14 protein-coding genes are annotated in these 17,382 nt (G+C 73.6%); 6 read left to right on the forward strand and 8 right to left on the reverse strand.

Going from position 1 to position 17,382, the window contains the following annotated elements; translation table 11 throughout:
* The first annotated feature begins 5 nt into the window (after positions 1-5).
* The 4 genes from DFJ67_RS21050 (at position 6) to DFJ67_RS21065 (ending at position 5,735) form a co-directional block, all read left to right on the forward strand.
* The gene (locus DFJ67_RS21050; protein WP_239097373.1) at positions 6-1,067 is read left to right on the forward strand and encodes a PQQ-dependent sugar dehydrogenase; all 1,062 of its coding nucleotides are present in this window, start codon (positions 6-8) and stop codon (positions 1,065-1,067) included.
* A gap of 58 nt (positions 1,068-1,125) precedes the next feature.
* The gene (locus tag DFJ67_RS21055) at positions 1,126-2,019 is read left to right on the forward strand and encodes an alpha/beta hydrolase family protein (RefSeq protein ID WP_116069556.1); all 894 of its coding nucleotides are present in this window, start codon (positions 1,126-1,128) and stop codon (positions 2,017-2,019) included.
* A gap of 82 nt (positions 2,020-2,101) precedes the next feature.
* The gene (locus DFJ67_RS21060; RefSeq protein WP_116069557.1) at positions 2,102-4,873 is read left to right on the forward strand and encodes a helix-turn-helix transcriptional regulator; all 2,772 of its coding nucleotides are present in this window, start codon (positions 2,102-2,104) and stop codon (positions 4,871-4,873) included.
* Between the two features lie 13 nt (positions 4,874-4,886).
* Positions 4,887-5,735, forward strand: coding sequence for a class I SAM-dependent methyltransferase (locus DFJ67_RS21065; RefSeq protein ID WP_147315559.1), 849 nt, complete (start codon positions 4,887-4,889; stop codon positions 5,733-5,735).
* Here DFJ67_RS21065 and DFJ67_RS21070 read toward each other — a convergent pair.
* Positions 5,651-6,283, reverse strand: a complete 633-nt coding sequence (locus DFJ67_RS21070) for a TetR/AcrR family transcriptional regulator (protein ID WP_239097372.1) — start codon at positions 6,281-6,283, stop codon at positions 5,651-5,653. The genes DFJ67_RS21065 and DFJ67_RS21070 overlap by 85 nt on opposite strands.
* A 54-nt stretch (positions 6,284-6,337) precedes the next feature.
* Between DFJ67_RS21070 and DFJ67_RS44385 the strand changes: the two genes are divergently transcribed.
* A complete protein-coding gene (locus DFJ67_RS44385) occupies positions 6,338-7,696 on the forward strand; it encodes an FAD-dependent monooxygenase (protein ID WP_275407677.1) in 1,359 nt (452 codons plus the stop codon).
* Positions 7,697-7,705: 9 nt separating this feature from the next.
* A complete protein-coding gene (locus DFJ67_RS21085) occupies positions 7,706-8,053 on the forward strand; it encodes a TraR/DksA family transcriptional regulator (protein WP_116069559.1) in 348 nt (115 codons plus the stop codon).
* Between the two features lie 6 nt (positions 8,054-8,059).
* Here DFJ67_RS21085 and DFJ67_RS21090 read toward each other — a convergent pair whose 3' ends face one another.
* The 7 genes from DFJ67_RS21090 to DFJ67_RS21120 all read right to left on the reverse strand — a co-directional run bounded on the left by DFJ67_RS21090 (position 8,060) and on the right by DFJ67_RS21120 (position 17,377).
* Positions 8,060-8,713 carry a hypothetical protein gene (locus tag DFJ67_RS21090; RefSeq protein WP_116069560.1) on the reverse strand — a complete coding sequence of 218 codons (654 nt, stop codon included), beginning with the start codon at positions 8,711-8,713 and terminating at the stop codon, positions 8,060-8,062.
* Between the two features lie 218 nt (positions 8,714-8,931).
* Positions 8,932-9,378, reverse strand: a complete 447-nt coding sequence (atpF, locus tag DFJ67_RS21095; protein WP_116069561.1) for a F0F1 ATP synthase subunit B — start codon at positions 9,376-9,378, stop codon at positions 8,932-8,934.
* 40 nt (positions 9,379-9,418) lie between these two features.
* Positions 9,419-11,458: a penicillin acylase family protein gene (locus tag DFJ67_RS21100; RefSeq protein WP_116069562.1), complete on the reverse strand. Its 2,040-nt coding sequence runs from the start codon at positions 11,456-11,458 to the stop codon at positions 9,419-9,421.
* Positions 11,455-13,704, reverse strand: coding sequence for a GNAT family N-acetyltransferase (locus DFJ67_RS21105; protein ID WP_116069563.1), 2,250 nt, complete (start codon positions 13,702-13,704; stop codon positions 11,455-11,457). Before DFJ67_RS21105 ends, DFJ67_RS21100 begins: the two co-directional genes overlap by 4 nt.
* On the reverse strand, positions 13,701-14,993 hold the full coding sequence (locus tag DFJ67_RS21110; protein ID WP_116069564.1) for a lysine N(6)-hydroxylase/L-ornithine N(5)-oxygenase family protein: 1,293 nt from the start codon (positions 14,991-14,993) through the stop codon (positions 13,701-13,703). The genes DFJ67_RS21105 and DFJ67_RS21110 overlap by 4 nt, the downstream gene beginning before the upstream one ends.
* Positions 14,993-16,447, reverse strand: a complete 1,455-nt coding sequence (locus DFJ67_RS21115; RefSeq protein WP_409362953.1) for a pyridoxal phosphate-dependent decarboxylase family protein — start codon at positions 16,445-16,447, stop codon at positions 14,993-14,995. Before DFJ67_RS21115 ends, DFJ67_RS21110 begins: the two co-directional genes overlap by 1 nt.
* Positions 16,448-16,522: 75 nt before the next feature.
* Positions 16,523-17,377 (reverse strand): helix-turn-helix transcriptional regulator, encoded by an 855-nt coding sequence (locus tag DFJ67_RS21120; protein WP_116069565.1) that lies wholly within the window; start codon positions 17,375-17,377, stop codon positions 16,523-16,525.
* Positions 17,378-17,382: the final 5 nt, after the last annotated feature.

A 17,382-nucleotide genomic window follows, 5' to 3' on the forward strand; every position in this document is an offset into this window, starting at 1 on the left:
GAACGGTGAGCCGGGCTCGGATCGCGTTGATCGTGGTGACGGTCGCTGTGCTCGCTGCCGCTCTGTTCGGCGGCGCCGCGGCCTGGCGAGGCTGGTTCAGCGACCCGTCCGTCCCGTCGGCGCCCGACGCCCGGGCCAGCGCGACCGATGTCGTGACCGACCTGCGCGCACCCTGGGGGCTGGCGTTCCGGCCCGACGGCTCGGCTCTGGTGACCGAGCGCGACAGCAAGCGGATCCTGTCGGTCCAGGGCAACACCGCGCGCGAGGTGACGACGGTCGACGAGGCGCGGCCGGCGGGGGAGGGCGGCCTGCTCGGCATCGCCGTCGCACCGGCCGGTGACTGGGTCTACGTCTACTACACCGCGGCCGACGACAACCGGATCGCGCGGTTCCGGCCCGACCAGCCCGACGCCCGGTCGGTCGTGTTCACCGGCATCCCCAAGGCCGGCAACCACAACGGCGGGCGGATCGCGTTCGGCCCCGACGGGATGCTCTACGTCGGCACGGGCGACGCGGGGCAGCGTGCGGCGGCGCAGGACCGGGCGAGCCTCGGCGGCAAGATCCTGCGGCTCACCCCGGAGGGTGCGCCGGCGCCCGGCAACCCGTTCGGCGTGACCCCGGTCTACAGCTACGGCCACCGCAACGTGCAGGGGCTGGCCTGGGACGCGAGCGGCGCGATGTTCGCCTCCGAGTTCGGCCAGAACACCTACGACGAGCTCAACCGGATCGAGGCCGGCCACAACTACGGGTGGCCCGAGGCCGAGGGTGCCTCCACCGACCCGGCCTTCACCAACCCCATCGCCACCTGGCGTACGGCCGACGCGTCGCCGAGCGGGATCGCGGTGGGCCGCGACGGCCGGGTCGCGATGGCGTGCCTGCGCGGCGAGCGGCTCTACACGATCGGCACTGACGGCAGCGGCGCGCAGACGTTGCTCCGCGGCGAGCACGGCCGGCTCCGGCACGTCGCGACGGCGCCGGACGGGTCGATGTGGGTGCTCACGTCCAACCACGACGGCCGGGGCGATCCCGCGCCGGGCGACGACCGGATCCTGCGCCTCACCACCTGACACCGGTGATTTCGCCGATGCGCGGCTGGCCGGCCGCGCCAAACACTGGTCAACGTCGATGTCCCCCGACGGACCAGGAGCCCCCCACGTGAAGACAGCCATCCGTCTCGCCGCCGCGGTCGCGGTCGCCACCCTCGCCGTCGGCGTGGCCGGCGTGCCGAACGCCCTCGCCGCCGACAACCCCTACGAGCGCGGCCCCGCTCCGACCACCGCGATCCTGGACGCCTCGCGCGGCCCGTTCGCCACCGCCCAGACCACCGTGTCGTCGCTGGTCAGCGGCTTCGGCGGCGGCATCATTTATTACCCGACGAGCACCAGCGAGGGTACGTTCGGCGGCATCGCGATCTCGCCGGGCTACACCGCGGCGTGGTCGAGCATCAGTTGGCTCGGCCCGCGACTCGCGTCGCACGGTTTCGTGGTCATCGGCATCGAGACCAACAGCCGGCTGGACCAGCCCGCCAGCCGGGGTCAGCAGCTCCTCGCCGCCCTGGACTACCTGGTCAACAGCAGTTCGGTGCGGACCCGGGTGGACAGCACCCGGCTCGCCGTCGCTGGGCACTCGATGGGTGGCGGTGGCACCCTCGAGGCGGCCTCCGACCGGCCGTCGTTGCAGGCCGCGATCCCGCTCGCGCCGTGGAACACCGACAAGTCGTGGACCGAGTTGCGGGTGCCGACGCTGATCATCGGTGGCGAGAGCGACACGGTCGCGCCGGTGTCGTCGCACTCGATCCCGTTCTACAACAGCATCCCGGCCTCGGCGGAGAAGGCCTACCTGGAGCTCAACAACGCCAGCCACTTCTTCCCGCAGTCCGTCAACACCCCGACCGGCCGGCAGATGGTCGCCTGGCTCAAGCGGTTCGTCGACAACGACACCCGCTACGAGCAGTTCCTCTGCCCCGGCCCGTCCGGCAGCGCGATCGACGAATACCGCAACACCTGCCCCAGCGCCTGAGCGAACCCCGTCCGACAGAGGCGCCCGTCAATCGACGGGCGTCTTTGTTGCGGGGAGCTTTCGGATAGGTGACACTGGATACATGTTTGTTGCACCGGCAGTGCAGATACCTGTGCTGCGCGGTCGCGCCGGCGAGCAGGCGGTGATCGGCCACCTGCTCCGGCGGGCGGCGGAGGGGCACGGCGGCGTCCTGCTGATCGAGGGCGATCCGGGTTCCGGTCGCAGCGCACTGCTCGCCCACGCGGTGCGGCAGGCGCCGGGATTCACCCGGATGCACGTGCTCGGGCTGCCCGGCGAGGGCGACCTGCCCTACGCGGCGCTGCACCGCATGCCCTTCGCGCAACCGGGCCGCCGCCCGCGCACCGCAGAGCAGCGGCTGCGGCTGTGCACCCGGGTGCTCGACGCGGTCGTCGCGCGCAGCCGGGAGCGGCCGGTGCTGTGCCTGGTCGACGACGCCGAGCGGGTCGACCCGCCGTCGCTGGAGGTGCTCGCGTTCCTGGCCCGGCGGGCCGGCGAACACCGGATCGCGGTCCTCTTCGCCGGCACCACCGGGCCGCCGGTCGACGGCACCGCGCTGCGGCTGGCGCCGCTCGATCCGACCACCGCCGCCGACGTGCTCGCCGACCACGGCGTCGGTGGCGTGCTTGCCGGCCACGGGGTCGGTGGCGTGCTTGCCGGCCACGGGGTCGGCGGCGTGCTCGCCGACCACGGCGTCGGTGGCGTGCTTGCCGGCCACGGGGTCGGTGGCGTGCTCGCCGACCACGGCGTCGGTGGCGTGCTTGCCGGCCACGGGGTCGGTGGCGTGCTTGCCGGCCACGGCGTCGGCGGGCTGCTTGCCGAGACGCTGGTCGGCTTGGCCGGCGGCAATCCGGCCGCGCTGCACGACCTGGCCCGATCGCTCACGCCGGGGCAGCGGCGCGGCGCCGAGCCACCACCCACGGGGCTGCCGGCCGACGGTGCGCTGCGCCGGGCGTACCGCATCCGGTTGCGCTCCTTGCCTCCGACCACCCGGCGGGCGCTGCTGCTGCTCGCCCTCGACGACGGTCTTGATCCCGCGGCGCTGGCTCGGCTCGGCGGCGGCGCGCTCGCCGCGGCCGAGCGCTGCGGCCTGCTGCGCGATGCCGGCTTCACCCACCCGGCGGCCCGTGAGGTGGTCCGCGACGACGCCACCCTGGCCGAGCGCCAGCGGGCCCACCGGGTGCTGGCCCGGCTGCTGACCGGCGACGCCCACCGGCTGCGCCGGCTGCTGCACCTGGCGGCAGCCACCCCACCGCCCGACGCCCGGCTGGCCGGCGAGATCGAGCGGGCGGCGGGCTCGGTGGTCGACTGCCGGGTCGGTTCGGTCGCGCTGGAACGGGCGGCGGAACTGACCCCCGACGCCGGGCCCGCGTCCGCGCGCCGGGTGGCCGCGGCCCGGTACGCCTGGCTCGGTGGCGACCCGGCGCGGGCCCGCCGGCTGCTGGCCCGATCGGGCGCGACCGGCTCGCTGCTCGCCGGCGAGATCGCGCTGCGCGGCGGCACCGCCGGCGCGGCGTTCGAGTTGCTGCTGGCCGCGGCCGACGAGCTGACCGCCACCCGGCCCGACCTGGCCTGGCGGGCACTGGTGCTGGCCGGCGAGGCGGTCTGTCTCGACGGCAACCACGGCCGCTACGCCCAGGTGCTCCGGCGGGCCGCCGTGCTGCGCCGCCGTGGCGCCCTCGACCCGCTGCGCTCCGCGCAGGTCGCGGGGCTCGCGGCGGTGCTCCGCGGCGACCACGAGCGGGCCCGGCCGGCGCTGCGCTCGGTGCTCGACGCGGCCACGTCCGACCCCGAGGAGCTGACCTCCGCGGCCACCGCCGGGCTGCTGCTCGGAGACGACGCCGCGGCGCACCGGACCCTGGAGCGGGCGGCGGAACTGGCCCGGTCGAGCGGGGCGGTCGCGCTGCTGCCGCGGGTGCTCGAGCTGCGTACCTTCGTCGAATATTGGATGGGTTCCTACGAGGCCGCGGCGGCGAGCGCGCGGGAGGGCCTCGAGGTCGCCCGGGCGTGCGGCCAGCACGCCGCCGCCGGCAACCTGGTCGGCCTGCTGGCGCTGCTGGCCGCGTTGCGCGGCGACGCGCCCGAGTGCATGCGGTGGATGCGCGAGCTGCGCTCCGGTTCGCACGCCAGCCGGCCCCGCGCCCTGGTGCAATGGGCCCTCGCGGTGCTCGACCTGGTCGCCGGCCGGTCCGCGGACGCGCTGCGCCGGCTGGTCACGATGGCCGACGCCACCGTGTTGATCCAGATGACCGCCGCGCCCTATCTGGTGGAAGCGGCGGCTGGGGCCGGTGACCCGGCGGCCGCCGATGCCGCGGCGGCGGTGTTCGACCGCTGGGCCGCGGCGACCGGTGACCCGACCCGGCGCGCCCTCGCCGCCCGCTGCCGCGCCCTGCTCGCCCCGCGCGGCAGCGAGGCGGCGCTGGCCGAGTTCGAGCAGGCGCTGCGGCTGCACCCGGCCGACGGTGGCGACTTCGAGCGGGCCCGCACCGAGTTGCTGCTCGGCCGTGACCTGCGCCGGGCCCGGCACCCCCGGGACGCCCGCCCACACCTGCACCGCGCGGCCGAGGGCTTCGCCCTGGTCGACATGCCGGTCTGGGCCGCGCAGGCGACCACCGAGCTGCGCGCGGCGGGGGAGGCGTGCGACCTACCGGCGCCGCCCGGGCTCTCGCTGACCGCGCAGCAGCAGCGGATCGCCCAGCTCGTGGCCGGCGGTGCGACCAACCGCGAGGTCGCGGCCCAGCTCTTCCTCTCGACCAGGACCGTCGACCACCACCTGCGCAATATCTTCAGCCGGCTCGGTGTCCGCTCCCGGACGGAGCTGGCCCGCACCTTGTGATAGGCATCAATGCGTGGCTGTGGTGCGGGTGGAGACGACGGCAGTAGGTGTGGCCCTGATGCGGGCACTGGAGGCCGACGTCCCGGTCGGTCAGCGGCTGCTCGACGATCCGGTCTCGGGCCGGCTGCTCGCCGGCTGGCCCGGCCTGGTAGCCCGCCATCGGCCGGCCCGCGTCACGCTCGGCCGGCTGGCCGAGGTGGCGATGCCCGGGATGCGCGGCACGGCCGTCTGCCGCACCCGGGTCGTCGACGACTGGTGCCGCGCCGCGCTGGCCGCCGGCGCCGCGCAGGCGGTGATCGTCGGGGCTGGCCTCGACACCCGGCCCTACCGGCTCGCCGAGTTGGCGGGCGTGCCGGTTTGGGAGGTCGACCTGCCGCGCACCCAGGCGATCAAACGCGCGGCGCTGGCCCGGGCGCTCGGCACGCCACCGGCCAATGTGCGCTATCTGGCCGCCGACCTCAACGCCGGCCCGCCCGGCGCCCTGCTCGCGGACGCGGGGTTCGACCCCGGCGTGCCGACGCTGGTGCTGTTCGAGGCGGTCGCGCAATACCTGCCGGAGTCGTCGGTCGGGCCGGTGTTGGCCTGGGCCGGCTCGTTGGCGCCGGGGAGCCGGCTGGTCTTCACCTACCTGCCGCGGCGGGTGATCGAGCAGCGGGCCCGCGGAGCCCGGCGCTATGGCTGGCTGAGCGCGTTCGACCCGGCGCGGCTGGCGGCGGTGCTGGCCGGCCATGGCCTGGTGCTGGGCGACGACCTCGGTGCCGCCGACTATCGAGGCCGCTATCCGGAACTAGCCGGGCGCCGGCTCTCGTTGCGCGAGATCGAGCGGGTCGCCGTGGCGGAAGTGAAGCCCGCCAGCACGTGACGCAGGGCGCTGGCCAGGTCGGCGCGGTTCTCCGGGGTGCCCGGCGCCGGTGCGGTCAGTGCGCCCGCGCCGGCCAGGCGGTCGAAGAGCAGACCGTCTACACAGGCCACGAAGTGGTCGCCGGCCTGGGCCGGGTTGGCCACGCCGGCCGCTTCCATCAGCGCGCGGGCCTGCTCGCGGGAGGACCGGCCGTACTCCAGGATGGTCCTTAGGTCCGGGTGGTGAGTCGCCTCCAGCAGGCAGGCGTAGCGCGCCAGAGTGCGCTCCCGGCCCGTGGTCAGCCAACTGTCGAGCAGCGCGGCGACCGCGTCGGCGAAGCCGGTCCCGGGGCTTGGCGTCACCGCCCGCGCGGCGAGGTCTTCGTTGTCGAGGTCGGCCAGGCGGCGGACGAGCGCCTCGATCAGCGCCTTGCGGGTGCGGAAGTAGGCCGACGTGGTGCCCAGCGGCAGCGCCGCCCGGGCATCGACGGCCCGGTGGGTGAGGCCGCGCATGCCGTGCTCGGCGACCACGGAGATCGCGGCGTCGGTGAGGTCGGTGAACCGGGTCACGCGGTGTATTCTACGGCTGTAGAAGTTTCTACAGTTGTAGAAGGGCGGGAACCCATGGCGACGGCGGTCGTGGTCGGTGCGGGGATCGGTGGGCTCAGCGCGGCGATCGGGCTGCGCCGCCGCGGCTGGGACGTGACGGTGCTGGAGCGGGCGCCGCGGATCGAGGCGGTGGGCGCCGGGCTCACGCTGTTGGCCAACGGGCTCCGCGCTTTGGATGCGCTTGGTGTCGGCGCGGCGGTCCGGGCCGAGGGCCAGGTCGAGGCGGCCGGCGGGCTGCGCACGCCCGACGGGACGTGGCTGAGCCGGATCGACAGTGCCGCGCTGACCAGGGCGCTGGGCACGTCGGCGCTCGGCATCCACCGGGCGACCTTGCACCGGGTGCTCGCCGACGCGCTCCCACCCGGCACGCTGGTGCTCGGCGCGGAGGTCTCCGAAGTCGTCGCCGGCGCGGGCCAACCGGTCCACGGCCGCGAGGTCATCGGCGGCGCGGGCCGACCGGTTCACGGCGGCGACGCCGCGGGTGGCGTCCCGGCCGGCGGCGGCGGGGGCCGACCGTTTCACGGCGGCGAGGCCGCGGGCGGCGCGGGCCGACCGGTCAGCGGCGGGGAGGCCGTGGGTGGCGTCCCGGCCGGCGGCGGGGGCCGACCGGTCGGCGGCGGCGAGGTCGTTGGCGGTGCGCGGCCGCGGGTCGATGGGCGCGAGGTCGATCTGGTGGTGGCCGCTGACGGGATCAACAGCGCGGTCCGGCGGCGGTTGTGGCCGGACCTGCCGGCGCCGGCCTACGCCGGGTCGACCGCGTGGCGGGGTGTGACCACGGAGGCCTGGACGGGCGCGCCGCTCGTCGGGATCACCTGGGGCGAGGGTGCCGAGTTCGGCATGGTGCCGCTCGGTGACGGCCGGGCCTACTGGTTCGGCGCGGTCACCTCGCCGCCCGGCGCGTGGCACGACGACGAGTTGGCGGCGGTCCGCGCGCGGTTCGGCCACTGGCACGATCCGATCCCGGCGCTGATGGCGGCCAGCGACACGGTGCTGCGCGACGACATCTACCAGCTCGCCACCCCGCTGCCGTCCTACGTGGATGGCGGAGTGGTGCTGCTCGGCGACGCCGCGCACGCGATGACGCCCAACCTCGGTCAGGGCGCCAACCAGGCGCTGGAGGACGCGGTCGTGCTGGCGTCGGTGTGTGATCCGGCCGGCGAGCTCGGCCCGGCGCTGGCGGCCTACGACGCCCAGCGGCGCCCGCGGTCGCAGGCGGTGGCCCGGGCCGCCTACCAGGCGGGACGGTTCGGGCAGCAGCTACGGAACCCGGTCGCGGTGACGCTGCGCAACACGCTAATCCGGCTGACCCCGCCGCGGGCCGGTCTGCGGTCGATGCTCCGTTACGTCGACTGGACGCCGCCCGAACTGCCGTAGGCTTGTCGGATGGCCGACAGCACGGTGGAACGGCTGCGCGCCGAGCGGCGTGACACGGTCGCGCAGATCGACACCCTGAGCCAGGTGGTCGACGGCATCGTGACGGCGCAGACCGGCACGGCGACCGACGACGAGCACGACCCCGAGGGCCAGACGATCGCCTACGAGCGGGCGCAGGCGGGCGCCATCCTGCAAAGGGCCCGCGACCGGCTGGCGGCGATCGACCGGGCGCTGGAGCGCGTGGCCGACGACAGCTATGGCCGGTGCGAGCGCTGCGGCCAGCCGATCGATCCCGAACGCCTGGCCGCCCTGCCGGCGACCCGCACCTGCATCACCTGCGCGGCGGCCAAGCGCTGAGCGGGATCAGCCCTCGCGAGCCGCCGCGAGCTGGCTGAGCGCCTGGGTCTCGCTGCCCGCGTTGGGCGCGTCGACACCCAGCGCGCGGAGCTGGCCCTGCATGAACGCGACGAGCTGAGCGCGGTAGTCGCGGTCGAACTGCTGCAACGCCTCGATCTCCTGCTGCAACGCCTCGCGCTGCGCCTGGAGGCCACCGACCGCCTCTTCGTAGCGGCGCTGCGCGTCTTGCTCGAGCGCGTCGGCCGCGTCCTGCGCATCCTGGGTGATCTGCTCGGCGTTGGCCTGCGCGTCGGCGACCAGCCGCTCCGCGGTGTCGTTGGACTCGTTGGCGAGCTGCTCGGCGTTGCCCTGTGCCTCGTTGAGCACCCGATCGGCCTCGCGGCGGATGTCGTCGGAGTGTGCGGCCGCGTCGCGAGCGGACTGCTCCGCCGAAGCACGGGCGTCGGCCAGGACCTTGTCGGCCTGACGGCGCATCTCGTCGGAGTAGCCCTGCGCCTCGCGGGCGACCTGGTCGCCGGCCTGGCGCGCATCGGCCAATATCCGCTCGGACTGGCGCTGCGCGGCCGCGACATGCTCGTCGGCGGTGCGCTGGGCGAGCGTCAGCACGGCGAGTGCCTGGTGAGAGTTGGGGTCGGGGAAGGCATCGCTTGGCTCACCCATTTGCTGCCCATTGTCCGGAGCGACACCGCCGAACAGCCCCTTCACACGGCCCTTTACCCGGTTGTCAGTCACCGGTCGACCTCCGTCCTTGAGCGGCCCGGTCGGCCGGACGCTACCAGGCCGGACGTGCTTTGTTCGAGGGGGAAGCTGACAGGTTCAACCCTTGACCGGTGTCGTTCGTGCAAAATGTCCACGTTGAGCGGAGTGAATTTCCCGATCTAGCGGACGATTCGCTCAGCCAGATCGGTAGCCAATCGCTGCACATCGGGTCGAAGGTCACGGTGGACGGCGGCGCGTTCGGCGGCGAGCCGCTGCCGGCCGGCGGCCACGATCGCGTCGGCCTCGGCCTTGGCGGTCGCCAACGCCACCGCGCGGGTCTCCGCGGCCTCGGCCCGGGCCTCTTCGCGGATCCGGGCCGCCTCGACCCGCGCCGCGGCGAGTTTCTCCCGGTAGCTGTCGCGGATCCGTTCCGCCTCGGCGCGGGCCGCCTCCGCCCGGGCCAGGCCGCCGTCGATCGCGTCGGCCCGAGCCTCGATCATCCGCTCCATCAGCGGGAACACGACCTTCATCAAGAGGTACGCGAGAACGGCGAACGCGGCGCCGCCGACCACTATCTCCTGCCAGAGCGGGACGATCGCGCGCATACCGTCATCGAGGGCAAGCATCGACAGACCTCCCTGATTGGAAGATCGACTATATCCAATGTCAGCTGCACGCGGGAATAAGTTCTCCTGCCGTCCACAACGGCAGTTGATCTGCGTAGTGCGGGCTGCCCGGGTGGCCGCTAGCGCCGAACGGCACGATCCACCGGCTCGCGGCGCGGTCGCCGAGGTCCCAGACATACCGGGCGACCGGCCCACGCCAGCACGCGTCGGACACCCCGGGCACGCTTGATGTGGCCAACACGCAATCGGTGTCGCCGCTGAGCCTCGCCGTCGGCGTGGCGGGGTGGTCCGCTGTTGGCGTGCCGCTGGGCTTTGCCGTTGGCGTGGCGCGGTGGTCCGCTGTCGGCGTGCCGCTGGGCTGCGCGGTCGGTGTTGCGCCGGGCAGCGCTTGGATGGGGGCCAACATGTGGCGGTCGCCCCAGGCCTGGGGTGGCAGCGAAGCGGCCTCGGCGAGCGCGGCCGCGGCGGCCGGCACGCAAGCCGTGGCGCCGAGACCGGCCACCACGCTCTCCAGCGCGACCCCGATCCGCCCGAGCGGGTCGGTCCACGGCGCGAACAACCCGTCGTATGCCGACGGCGCACGCAGCGGCCGCAGCACCGGATGATCGTGTAACCCCCGGACGAACGCCGCCCGCCACGCCGCATAAGCACCCGCATCCACACTGGACGCGGACATCACCCCGTCCCAGCCGAGCAGCCGGTCGCGCAACTCCCGCGCCGCCCCGCCGACCTTGAGCCCGGCCAGCAGGTCGCGAAGGACGACGCCCCGCGCGTCGGTGTGCACCGCGGCGGCCGGCGTACCCACAGTGACCAACTCGCGGATCCGGCGCGCTCGGTGTGCCGGCGCGAAGTCGGCACCCAGCGCCGCGACGCCCGGCCGCCGGTCGTTGGCGTGCACGGCCACCTCAGAGACCGGTGCTTCGGACAGCTCGGCATACCCCGGCCGCCACGCGTAGCGCGGCTCCCAGCCCGGCACCGGCTCCCGCCGGCAGCGCTCGTCGCGCAACGGGACCCGCCCGGCCACGAACTCGCGGACGTCGCCGGTGGTGTCGGCGACCAGCACGCTGTTGACCGGCTCGACCCACGACCGCAGCGCCCGCACCACGTCGCCGGTGTCGCGCGCCCGCAGCAGCGGCAGCAGCGCGTCGAAGCCGAGCGCCGCCAGCACCCGGCTGGGCGTACGCAGGCTCAGCGCTTCCCCGGTCCGCCGGTCGTGGTCGATCACCGGCCCGCGGGGCGTCTCGATCACCTCGACCAGTTCAGGTGCGGAGTCCCGGACGGTGACGTGTTCGAGGTGCACCCGCGCCGGGTGCCAACCCGAGGCCGACCGCACCGACACACCGCCGTTGCCCCGGCGTAGCTGCTCGCGATAGAGGTCCTGATAGTCGGCCATCGCGTTGGTGATGCCCCAGGCGACGCCGCCGGCGTGCCCGAAGTGCGGCACGCCCGGCACGCCGGGGAACGCTAGCCCGACCACGTCGAACTCCGGACAGGCCAGCCCGATCTGCTGGTAGACCCCGGGCAGTTCGAGCAGCCGGTGCGGATCGCCGGCGATCACCGCGGGCGGGCCGGTGACCGCCCAGGCGTTGCTGCCCGAGCCACCGGGGTCGGCCGACGCGAACAGTGCGGTCGGGCCGAGGGCAGCGAAAAGGTCGGCCCGCCACAGCTTGTGCGGGAACGTGCCGAACAGCGCGTGCTGCACGAGGAAGACGCCCAGCGGTGTCCACGGCCGCCACCGGCCCGGCGCGACACCGAGAGCCTCGAACTCGGGCGCCGCCGCATCACGCAGCCCCTCGTTGACGCCGTCGACGTAGGCCTCGACCCAGCGCCGGGTCTCCGGCCGCAGCCGGGCGAAGCAGCGGCGGGCGGTGTCGTCGAGCCGGGCCCGCCGCGCGAACCGGTCCCACGGCAGCTCGGCCGGCCCGAGCACGGCGGCCAGCCGCCCCTCTGAGCGCAACCGCTCGACCTCGATCTGCCACGCCCGGTCGGTCGCGGTGACCCGGCCCTGAAGGTAGGCGAGCCGGTCTGGGTCCAGCGCCCAGAGGTGGGGGATGCCCCAGTCGTCGCGCCGTACCTTCATCGGGGTGCGATCGGGTTGGCCAGCGTGCCGGCGAAGAGCAGCGAGCCGGCCTGGTCGGTGAGGTCGACCATCTGGAGCGTGTTGCGCAACTGGAGCCGGTTGAGGCACGAGTGCCGGAACTTCGGCCGGGCTAGCTGGAGCCGCCCGCGCAGGTCGGGGTGGTCGGCGCCGTGTGTGGCCACGCAGTCGGCGACCAGCGCCCAGAACCGGTCCCAGGGCAGCACCCCGTCGCTGTCGAGGATCCCGGCGAGGTGCCGCAGGAAACCGTCGAAGACGTCGGTGTGCAGGGCCAGCGCCTTCACGTCGTCGGAGACGTCGATCCGGATCCGCTCGATCTCCGGTGGCAGCGGGCGGTCGAGGCTCATCACGGCGACCTCCTCGCCGATGTCCTTCATGAACACCCGGGTCGGCACGTGCCCGTCGAGCACCAGGATGAGGTTCTCCCCATGCGGCATGAAGGCGAGATCGTGCCGCAGGATGCAGTGCACCACCGGCCGCACGTAGGCGCGCAGGTAGGTCGCGACCCAGCGCTCGGCCGGCAGGCCCGACGCCGCGATCAGCGCGCCGACCAGCGAGCTGCCGGCCCGGTCGCGGTGCAGCAGGCTGGCCATCGTCGCCAGCCGCTCGCCGGGTGCCAGTCGGGGCAGCGGGCTCTCCCGCCAGAGCGCGGCGAGCATCCGTTGGTGTGGGGAAGGAAAACCGCTTCGGTGGTACGCGTCACCGGTGAACCCGACCGACGCCACCTCGCGCAACACGCCGAAGCCGCACTCACGCAAGGTGTCGTCGGCGGCGACCACGTCGGCGACCCAGTCGTTGATCGGCGGCGTCGCGCGCATGTAGGCGGGGGACAGGCCGCGCAGGAACCCCATGTTCTGGATCGCCAGCGCGGTCTTCACGTAGTGCCGGTCGGGCCGGTCGGTGTTGAAGAACGTCCGGATCGACTGCTGCGCGCGGTAGCGGTCGGGTCCGCTGCCGAGCGGCACGATCGCCCGCCGGGCCACGTCGGGCGCGAAGGTGATCGCGTGCTTGTGCTCCCACTGCCACGGGTGCGCCGGCAGGTAGCGGTAGTCGGCCGGGTCCAGGCCGAGCGACCGCAGCCGGGCGGCGAACCGCTCCCGGGTATCCGCGTCGAGCTCGCCGGCGTAGAACTGCGCCTCGGTGACACCGTGACCCGCGGTGAACGCGCTCTCGGCCCGCAGCACGGCGAGCCAGACCAGCCGGACCGGTTGGCCCGCCTCCGGCGCGTACGCCTCGTGGTCGGCCAGCCCGAAACCGATCCGCCCGTTGTTGGCCACGAAGCCCGGGTGCCCTTCGGTCATCGCCGCCTCGATGTCCTGGAAGCCCGCGTGCACCAGCGCCGCACTGTCCAGCCGCTCGTGGTGGTGCTTCCAGGCCGCGCCGGCCAGCGTGGCGGCGATCTCCTCCAGGTAGGTGCCGACCAGCCGATCGGGGATGCCCAGCGTGCCGGCCAGCCCGGCGACGAACGCCAGCGCGTCCAACGGCCGGCCGTCGCGGTGTGCCAGCGACGCTGGGTCCACCACCCAGTGCTCGAGCGGGTAGCGCCGTGCGGTGAAGCGCAGGTCGCCGAGCGCGTAGCCACCGGTGCCGTCGGGCTCGGGTGCCAGGATCCGCTCGTGGCTGAACTCGGCGATCGCCTTGGCGATCAGCCGCCGGTGTGCGACCGCCATCGTCGCCGGCGTCAGGTGCGCGGGCGGCTCCGGACCGGTCAACGTGTACGCCTCCCGCGTGCAGAAACTCAGCCGCGCCACCTTGTCGGAAAGCCGCACCCGGCCCTGCTCGACGAAACCGACCTCGGCGTTCTTGTGGGCGATCGCCGCGTTGCGCTCGTCGGGCTCGACGACCACCCGCAGCGCCCGCGGGTCGTCGAAGACGAACGACATGACCGCCCGCATCACCCCCGACGTGAGCCCGTGTCGCACCGGCGCCCCGGGAGCCGGCGGCGCGACCAGCACGTGCATCCCGACGTCGCCCGTCGCCACGGGGTAGTGCGCGGCGAGTTCGCTGTGCGCCGGGTCGTAGGTCTCGGCCAGGAAGACCGGCTCCCCGTCGAGCCGGCCGAGCCAGGCGTGGTGGTGCGGGTCGACCTCGATCTGCGCGTAGGCCTTGTGCACCGCGTCGACCGTGGCGCCCTGCATTCCCCAGTAGACGGAGCGCGGATGGGTGACCCACCCGTGCAGCACCTCGGCGTGCGCGTCGACGTCGAGCGGTTCCAGCGTGAACGTCATCGGGCCGCCTCCGCGTACGCCCGCGCCGGAGCGCCGAACTCCTGGAACGCGATGCGCTCCTCGACCGGGTAGGCGGTGCGCCCGGTCAGCGCCCGGATGATGACCGAGTTGCGGTAGGCGCCCATGCCCAGGTCCGGCGCGGTCAGGCTGTGCGTGTGCTCCTCGGCGTTCTGCACGAAGATCTCGTCGCCGGCCACGTCGATCGCGTAGTCGAGGGACACCGCGTAGCGGCCGCGCTCGTCCCAGCGGATCCGGTCGCGCACCGGTGCGAGGAAGCCAGGCACCCGAGGCGCATAGCCGGTGGCCAGCACCAGGCCCTGTGTTTCGGCGCCGAAGGACCGGTCCTGCTCGCGGTGGTGCAGGTCGAGCAGGTAGCGCTCGCCGTCGAAGCGGGCCGCGGTCACCTCGGTGCCGGCCCGGAGCGTGGTCGGCACCGGCCCGCGCAGGTCGTGCTCGTAGAGCGTGTCGAAGATCGTGTCGACCAGGTCGGCGCTGATTCCCTTGTAGAGGCTGCGTTGCTCGCGGGCGAGCCGGTCGCGGGTGGCGGCCGGCAGGCCGTGGTGGTAGCGGATGTATTCCGGCGACGTCATCTCCAGTGTCAGCTTCGTGTATTCCATGGGGAAGAAGCGCGGCGCGCGGGTGATCCAGGTCAGGTGATAGCCGTGCTCCTCGGCGCCGGCGAGCAGATCGAGGTAGATCTCGGCCGCGCTCTGTCCACTCCCGACGATCGTGATCGAGCTCAGACCTTGCAGATGAGACTTCGCCGGCAGATAGTCGGCGCTGTGCACGACCGGGCCCGGCAGGTCGCTCAGCGCCGCCGGAACGTGTGGCGCGGTGCCGATGCCGAGCACCAGCTTGCGCGCGTAGACCGTCTCCACCGAGCCGGCGGAGCGCACGCGCAGCGCGTACCCCCGGCGCTCCTGGTCGTAATCGATCCGTTCGACGCGGCTGCCGAACCGCAGTGCGGGGAGCTGGACGGCGGCCCACCGGCAGTATTCGTTGTATTCGGCACGCAGCGGGTAGAAGTTCTCCCGGATGTAGAAGCGGTAGAGCCGGCCGGTCTGCTTGAGATAGTTGAGGAACGAGAAACGCGAGGTCGGGTCGGCCAGCGTGACCAGGTCGGCCAGGAACGGCACCTGGATGGTGGCGCCCGGGATCATCAGGCCGGGGTGCCAGTCGAAGGCGTCGCGCTGCTCGAAGAAGACGCCGTCCACATCGGATAGTTCGGCGGTCAGGCAGGCCAGCCCGAGGTTGAAGGGGCCGATGCCGACCGCGGCGAAGTCGTGCATCACACCACCGCCGTCGCGAGCCGCGGGTCGTCTTCGGTGAGCAGCTCCCAACCGGTCTCCCGCACGCGGTCGAGCACCGTGCGCAGGTGTTCGACCGTGGTGGCCGGGTTGAGCAGGGTTAGCTTGAGCCAGTGGTGGCCTTTTCGGGTGGTGCCGGCGACGATCGCCTCGCCACCGGCGAACAGCCGCGCCCGGATCCGGGGCGTCAGCGTGTCGCAGGTGTCGACGTCGAGCCAGGCCGGGCGATAGCGGAACAGCACCGTGCTGAGCGTGGGCGCGGCGGCGACCTCGAAGTCGGGATCGTCGATGAGCAGCCGGTGCGCGTCCTCGGCGAGGTCGACGACCCGGTCGAACATCGTGCCGAGTTGCTCGGCGCCGACCGTGCGCAGGGTCATCCAGAGCTTGAGCGCATCGAACCGGCGGGTGGTCTGGAGGCTCTTGTCGACCTGGTTGGGCACGGTCGCGGTGCGCGGGTTGAGATAGTCGGCGTGGTGTGCCATCCGACGCATCGCGGCCGACCGGCGGACGATCACCGCGCTGGAGCTGATCGGCTGGAAGAAGCTCTTGTGGAAGTCGACGGTGACCGAGTCGGCGCGCTCGATGCCGTCGAGCAGGTGCCGGCGCCGGGTGGAGACCAGCAGACCGCAGCCGTACGCGGCGTCGACGTGCAGCCAGACGCCGTAGCGGGCGCAGGCGTCGGCGACCGCGTCGACCGGGTCGACGCAACCGAGGTCGGTGGTGCCGGCCGTGGCGACGACGGCCATCGGCACGAGGTCGTAGCGGATCAGGTCGTCGAGGATCGCGGTGAGTGCGACCGGGTCCATCCGCCCGACGTCGTCGGTGGCGACCGGCACGACCGCGTCGCGGCCGAGCCCGAGCAGGATCCCGGCCTGGGTGACGCTGAAGTGCGCCTCAGCGGTGGCCAGGATGCGCATCCGCGACAGGTCGGTCGCGGCCGATGCCTCCCGGGCCAGCAGCAGGCCGTGCAGGTTGGACTGGGTGCCGCCGCTGGTGAAGACCCCGTCGGCGTCGGGGCCGAAGCCGATCCGGCCGGCGGCCCAGTCGACCAGCCGGCGCTCGATCAGCGTGCCGGTGGTGCTCTGGTCGTAGGTGTCGACGGAGGAGTTGACGGCGGCCAGCAGCACCTCGGCGCTCAGCGCGGGCAGCGCGACCGGGCAGTTGAGGTGGGCGACGTAGCCGGGCTCGTGGAACCAGACGGCGTGGTCGAGGTAGAGGCGACCGACCTCGTCGAGCGCGGCGTCGGTGTCGCCGAGCGGCCGGTCGAGGTCGACCGCGTCGACCATCGCCTGTAGGTCGGTCAGGCTCGCGCCCGAGTAGGGGCGGCGCACGGTACCGACCCGGTCCGCCACGGCGGCCGCCGCCCTGGCGACGTCGTGTTGGAACGTGTGCACGGTGGACCGGCCGAACAGGTGTGGAGTTGACCCCTCCAACACGACCTCCCTTTAGGTTAGCCTTGCCTAACTCGGGCAAGACGTTACCTGGCGGAGGCGGGAAACGGAACCGCGGTCTCAGTCGACGGCGTAGCGCCGGCCGGACTGGTCGCCGCCGAGTGCGTGGAGGAACTCGAAGCTGTCGGCGGTGTGCGAGCCCGGCTGCGGTCGGAAGATCACCAGGCGCTGGCCGGTGCTTTCGCTGCGTACGAAATCGCATTGCACGTCAAGGTTTCCGGCGCGCGGGTGGACGATCAGCTTGCGGGTGCTGTGCAACGGCGTCACCTGCATGTCGCTCCAGTAGCCGGCGAACTCCGGGCTGGCCGCCCGCAGGTCGGCGACCAGGCGCTCGACGGCCGGGTCCGGGCCGCGGCGAGCGGCGGTGGCGCGCAGGTCGGCCGCGTAGCCGCGACCGAGCGACTCGTGCTCATCGGGTGCGTTGAGGGCCCGCGACTCCGGGTCGGTGAACCAGCGCCAGATCACGTTGCCGGATCGCTCGTCGCCGTCGGTCCACGGCCCGAGCAGCGCCCGGCTCAACGTGTTCTGCGCGAGCATCGTGGTCAGGTCGTCCATCACGTGTGCCGGCACGTCGGCGAGCGCGTCCAGCAGGAACATCAGCGCCGGGTCGACATAGCCGGTGACCGCACCGGCCGCGGGCGCCGAATAGCCGGCCAGCCGGTAGAGGTAGTCGCGTTCCTCGACCGACAGCCGCAGCGACCGGGCCAGCGCTGCCAGCAGGGCCTCGGACGGGTTGCCGGCCCGCGACTGCTCCAGCCGCTCGTAGTAGTCAACCGACAGGTTGGCCAGCAGCGCGACCTCCTCGCGCCGCAGGCCGGGCGTGCGGCGCCGGCCGCCCGACGGGATGCCCACGTCGGACGGCCGCAGCGCTTCCCGCCGGTTACGCAGGAAGTCGCCGAGTTCGGTGCGGGCCATGCTGT

Source organism: Asanoa ferruginea (genome assembly GCF_003387075.1).
In the GTDB taxonomy this organism is placed as follows: domain Bacteria; phylum Actinomycetota; class Actinomycetes; order Mycobacteriales; family Micromonosporaceae; genus Asanoa; species Asanoa ferruginea.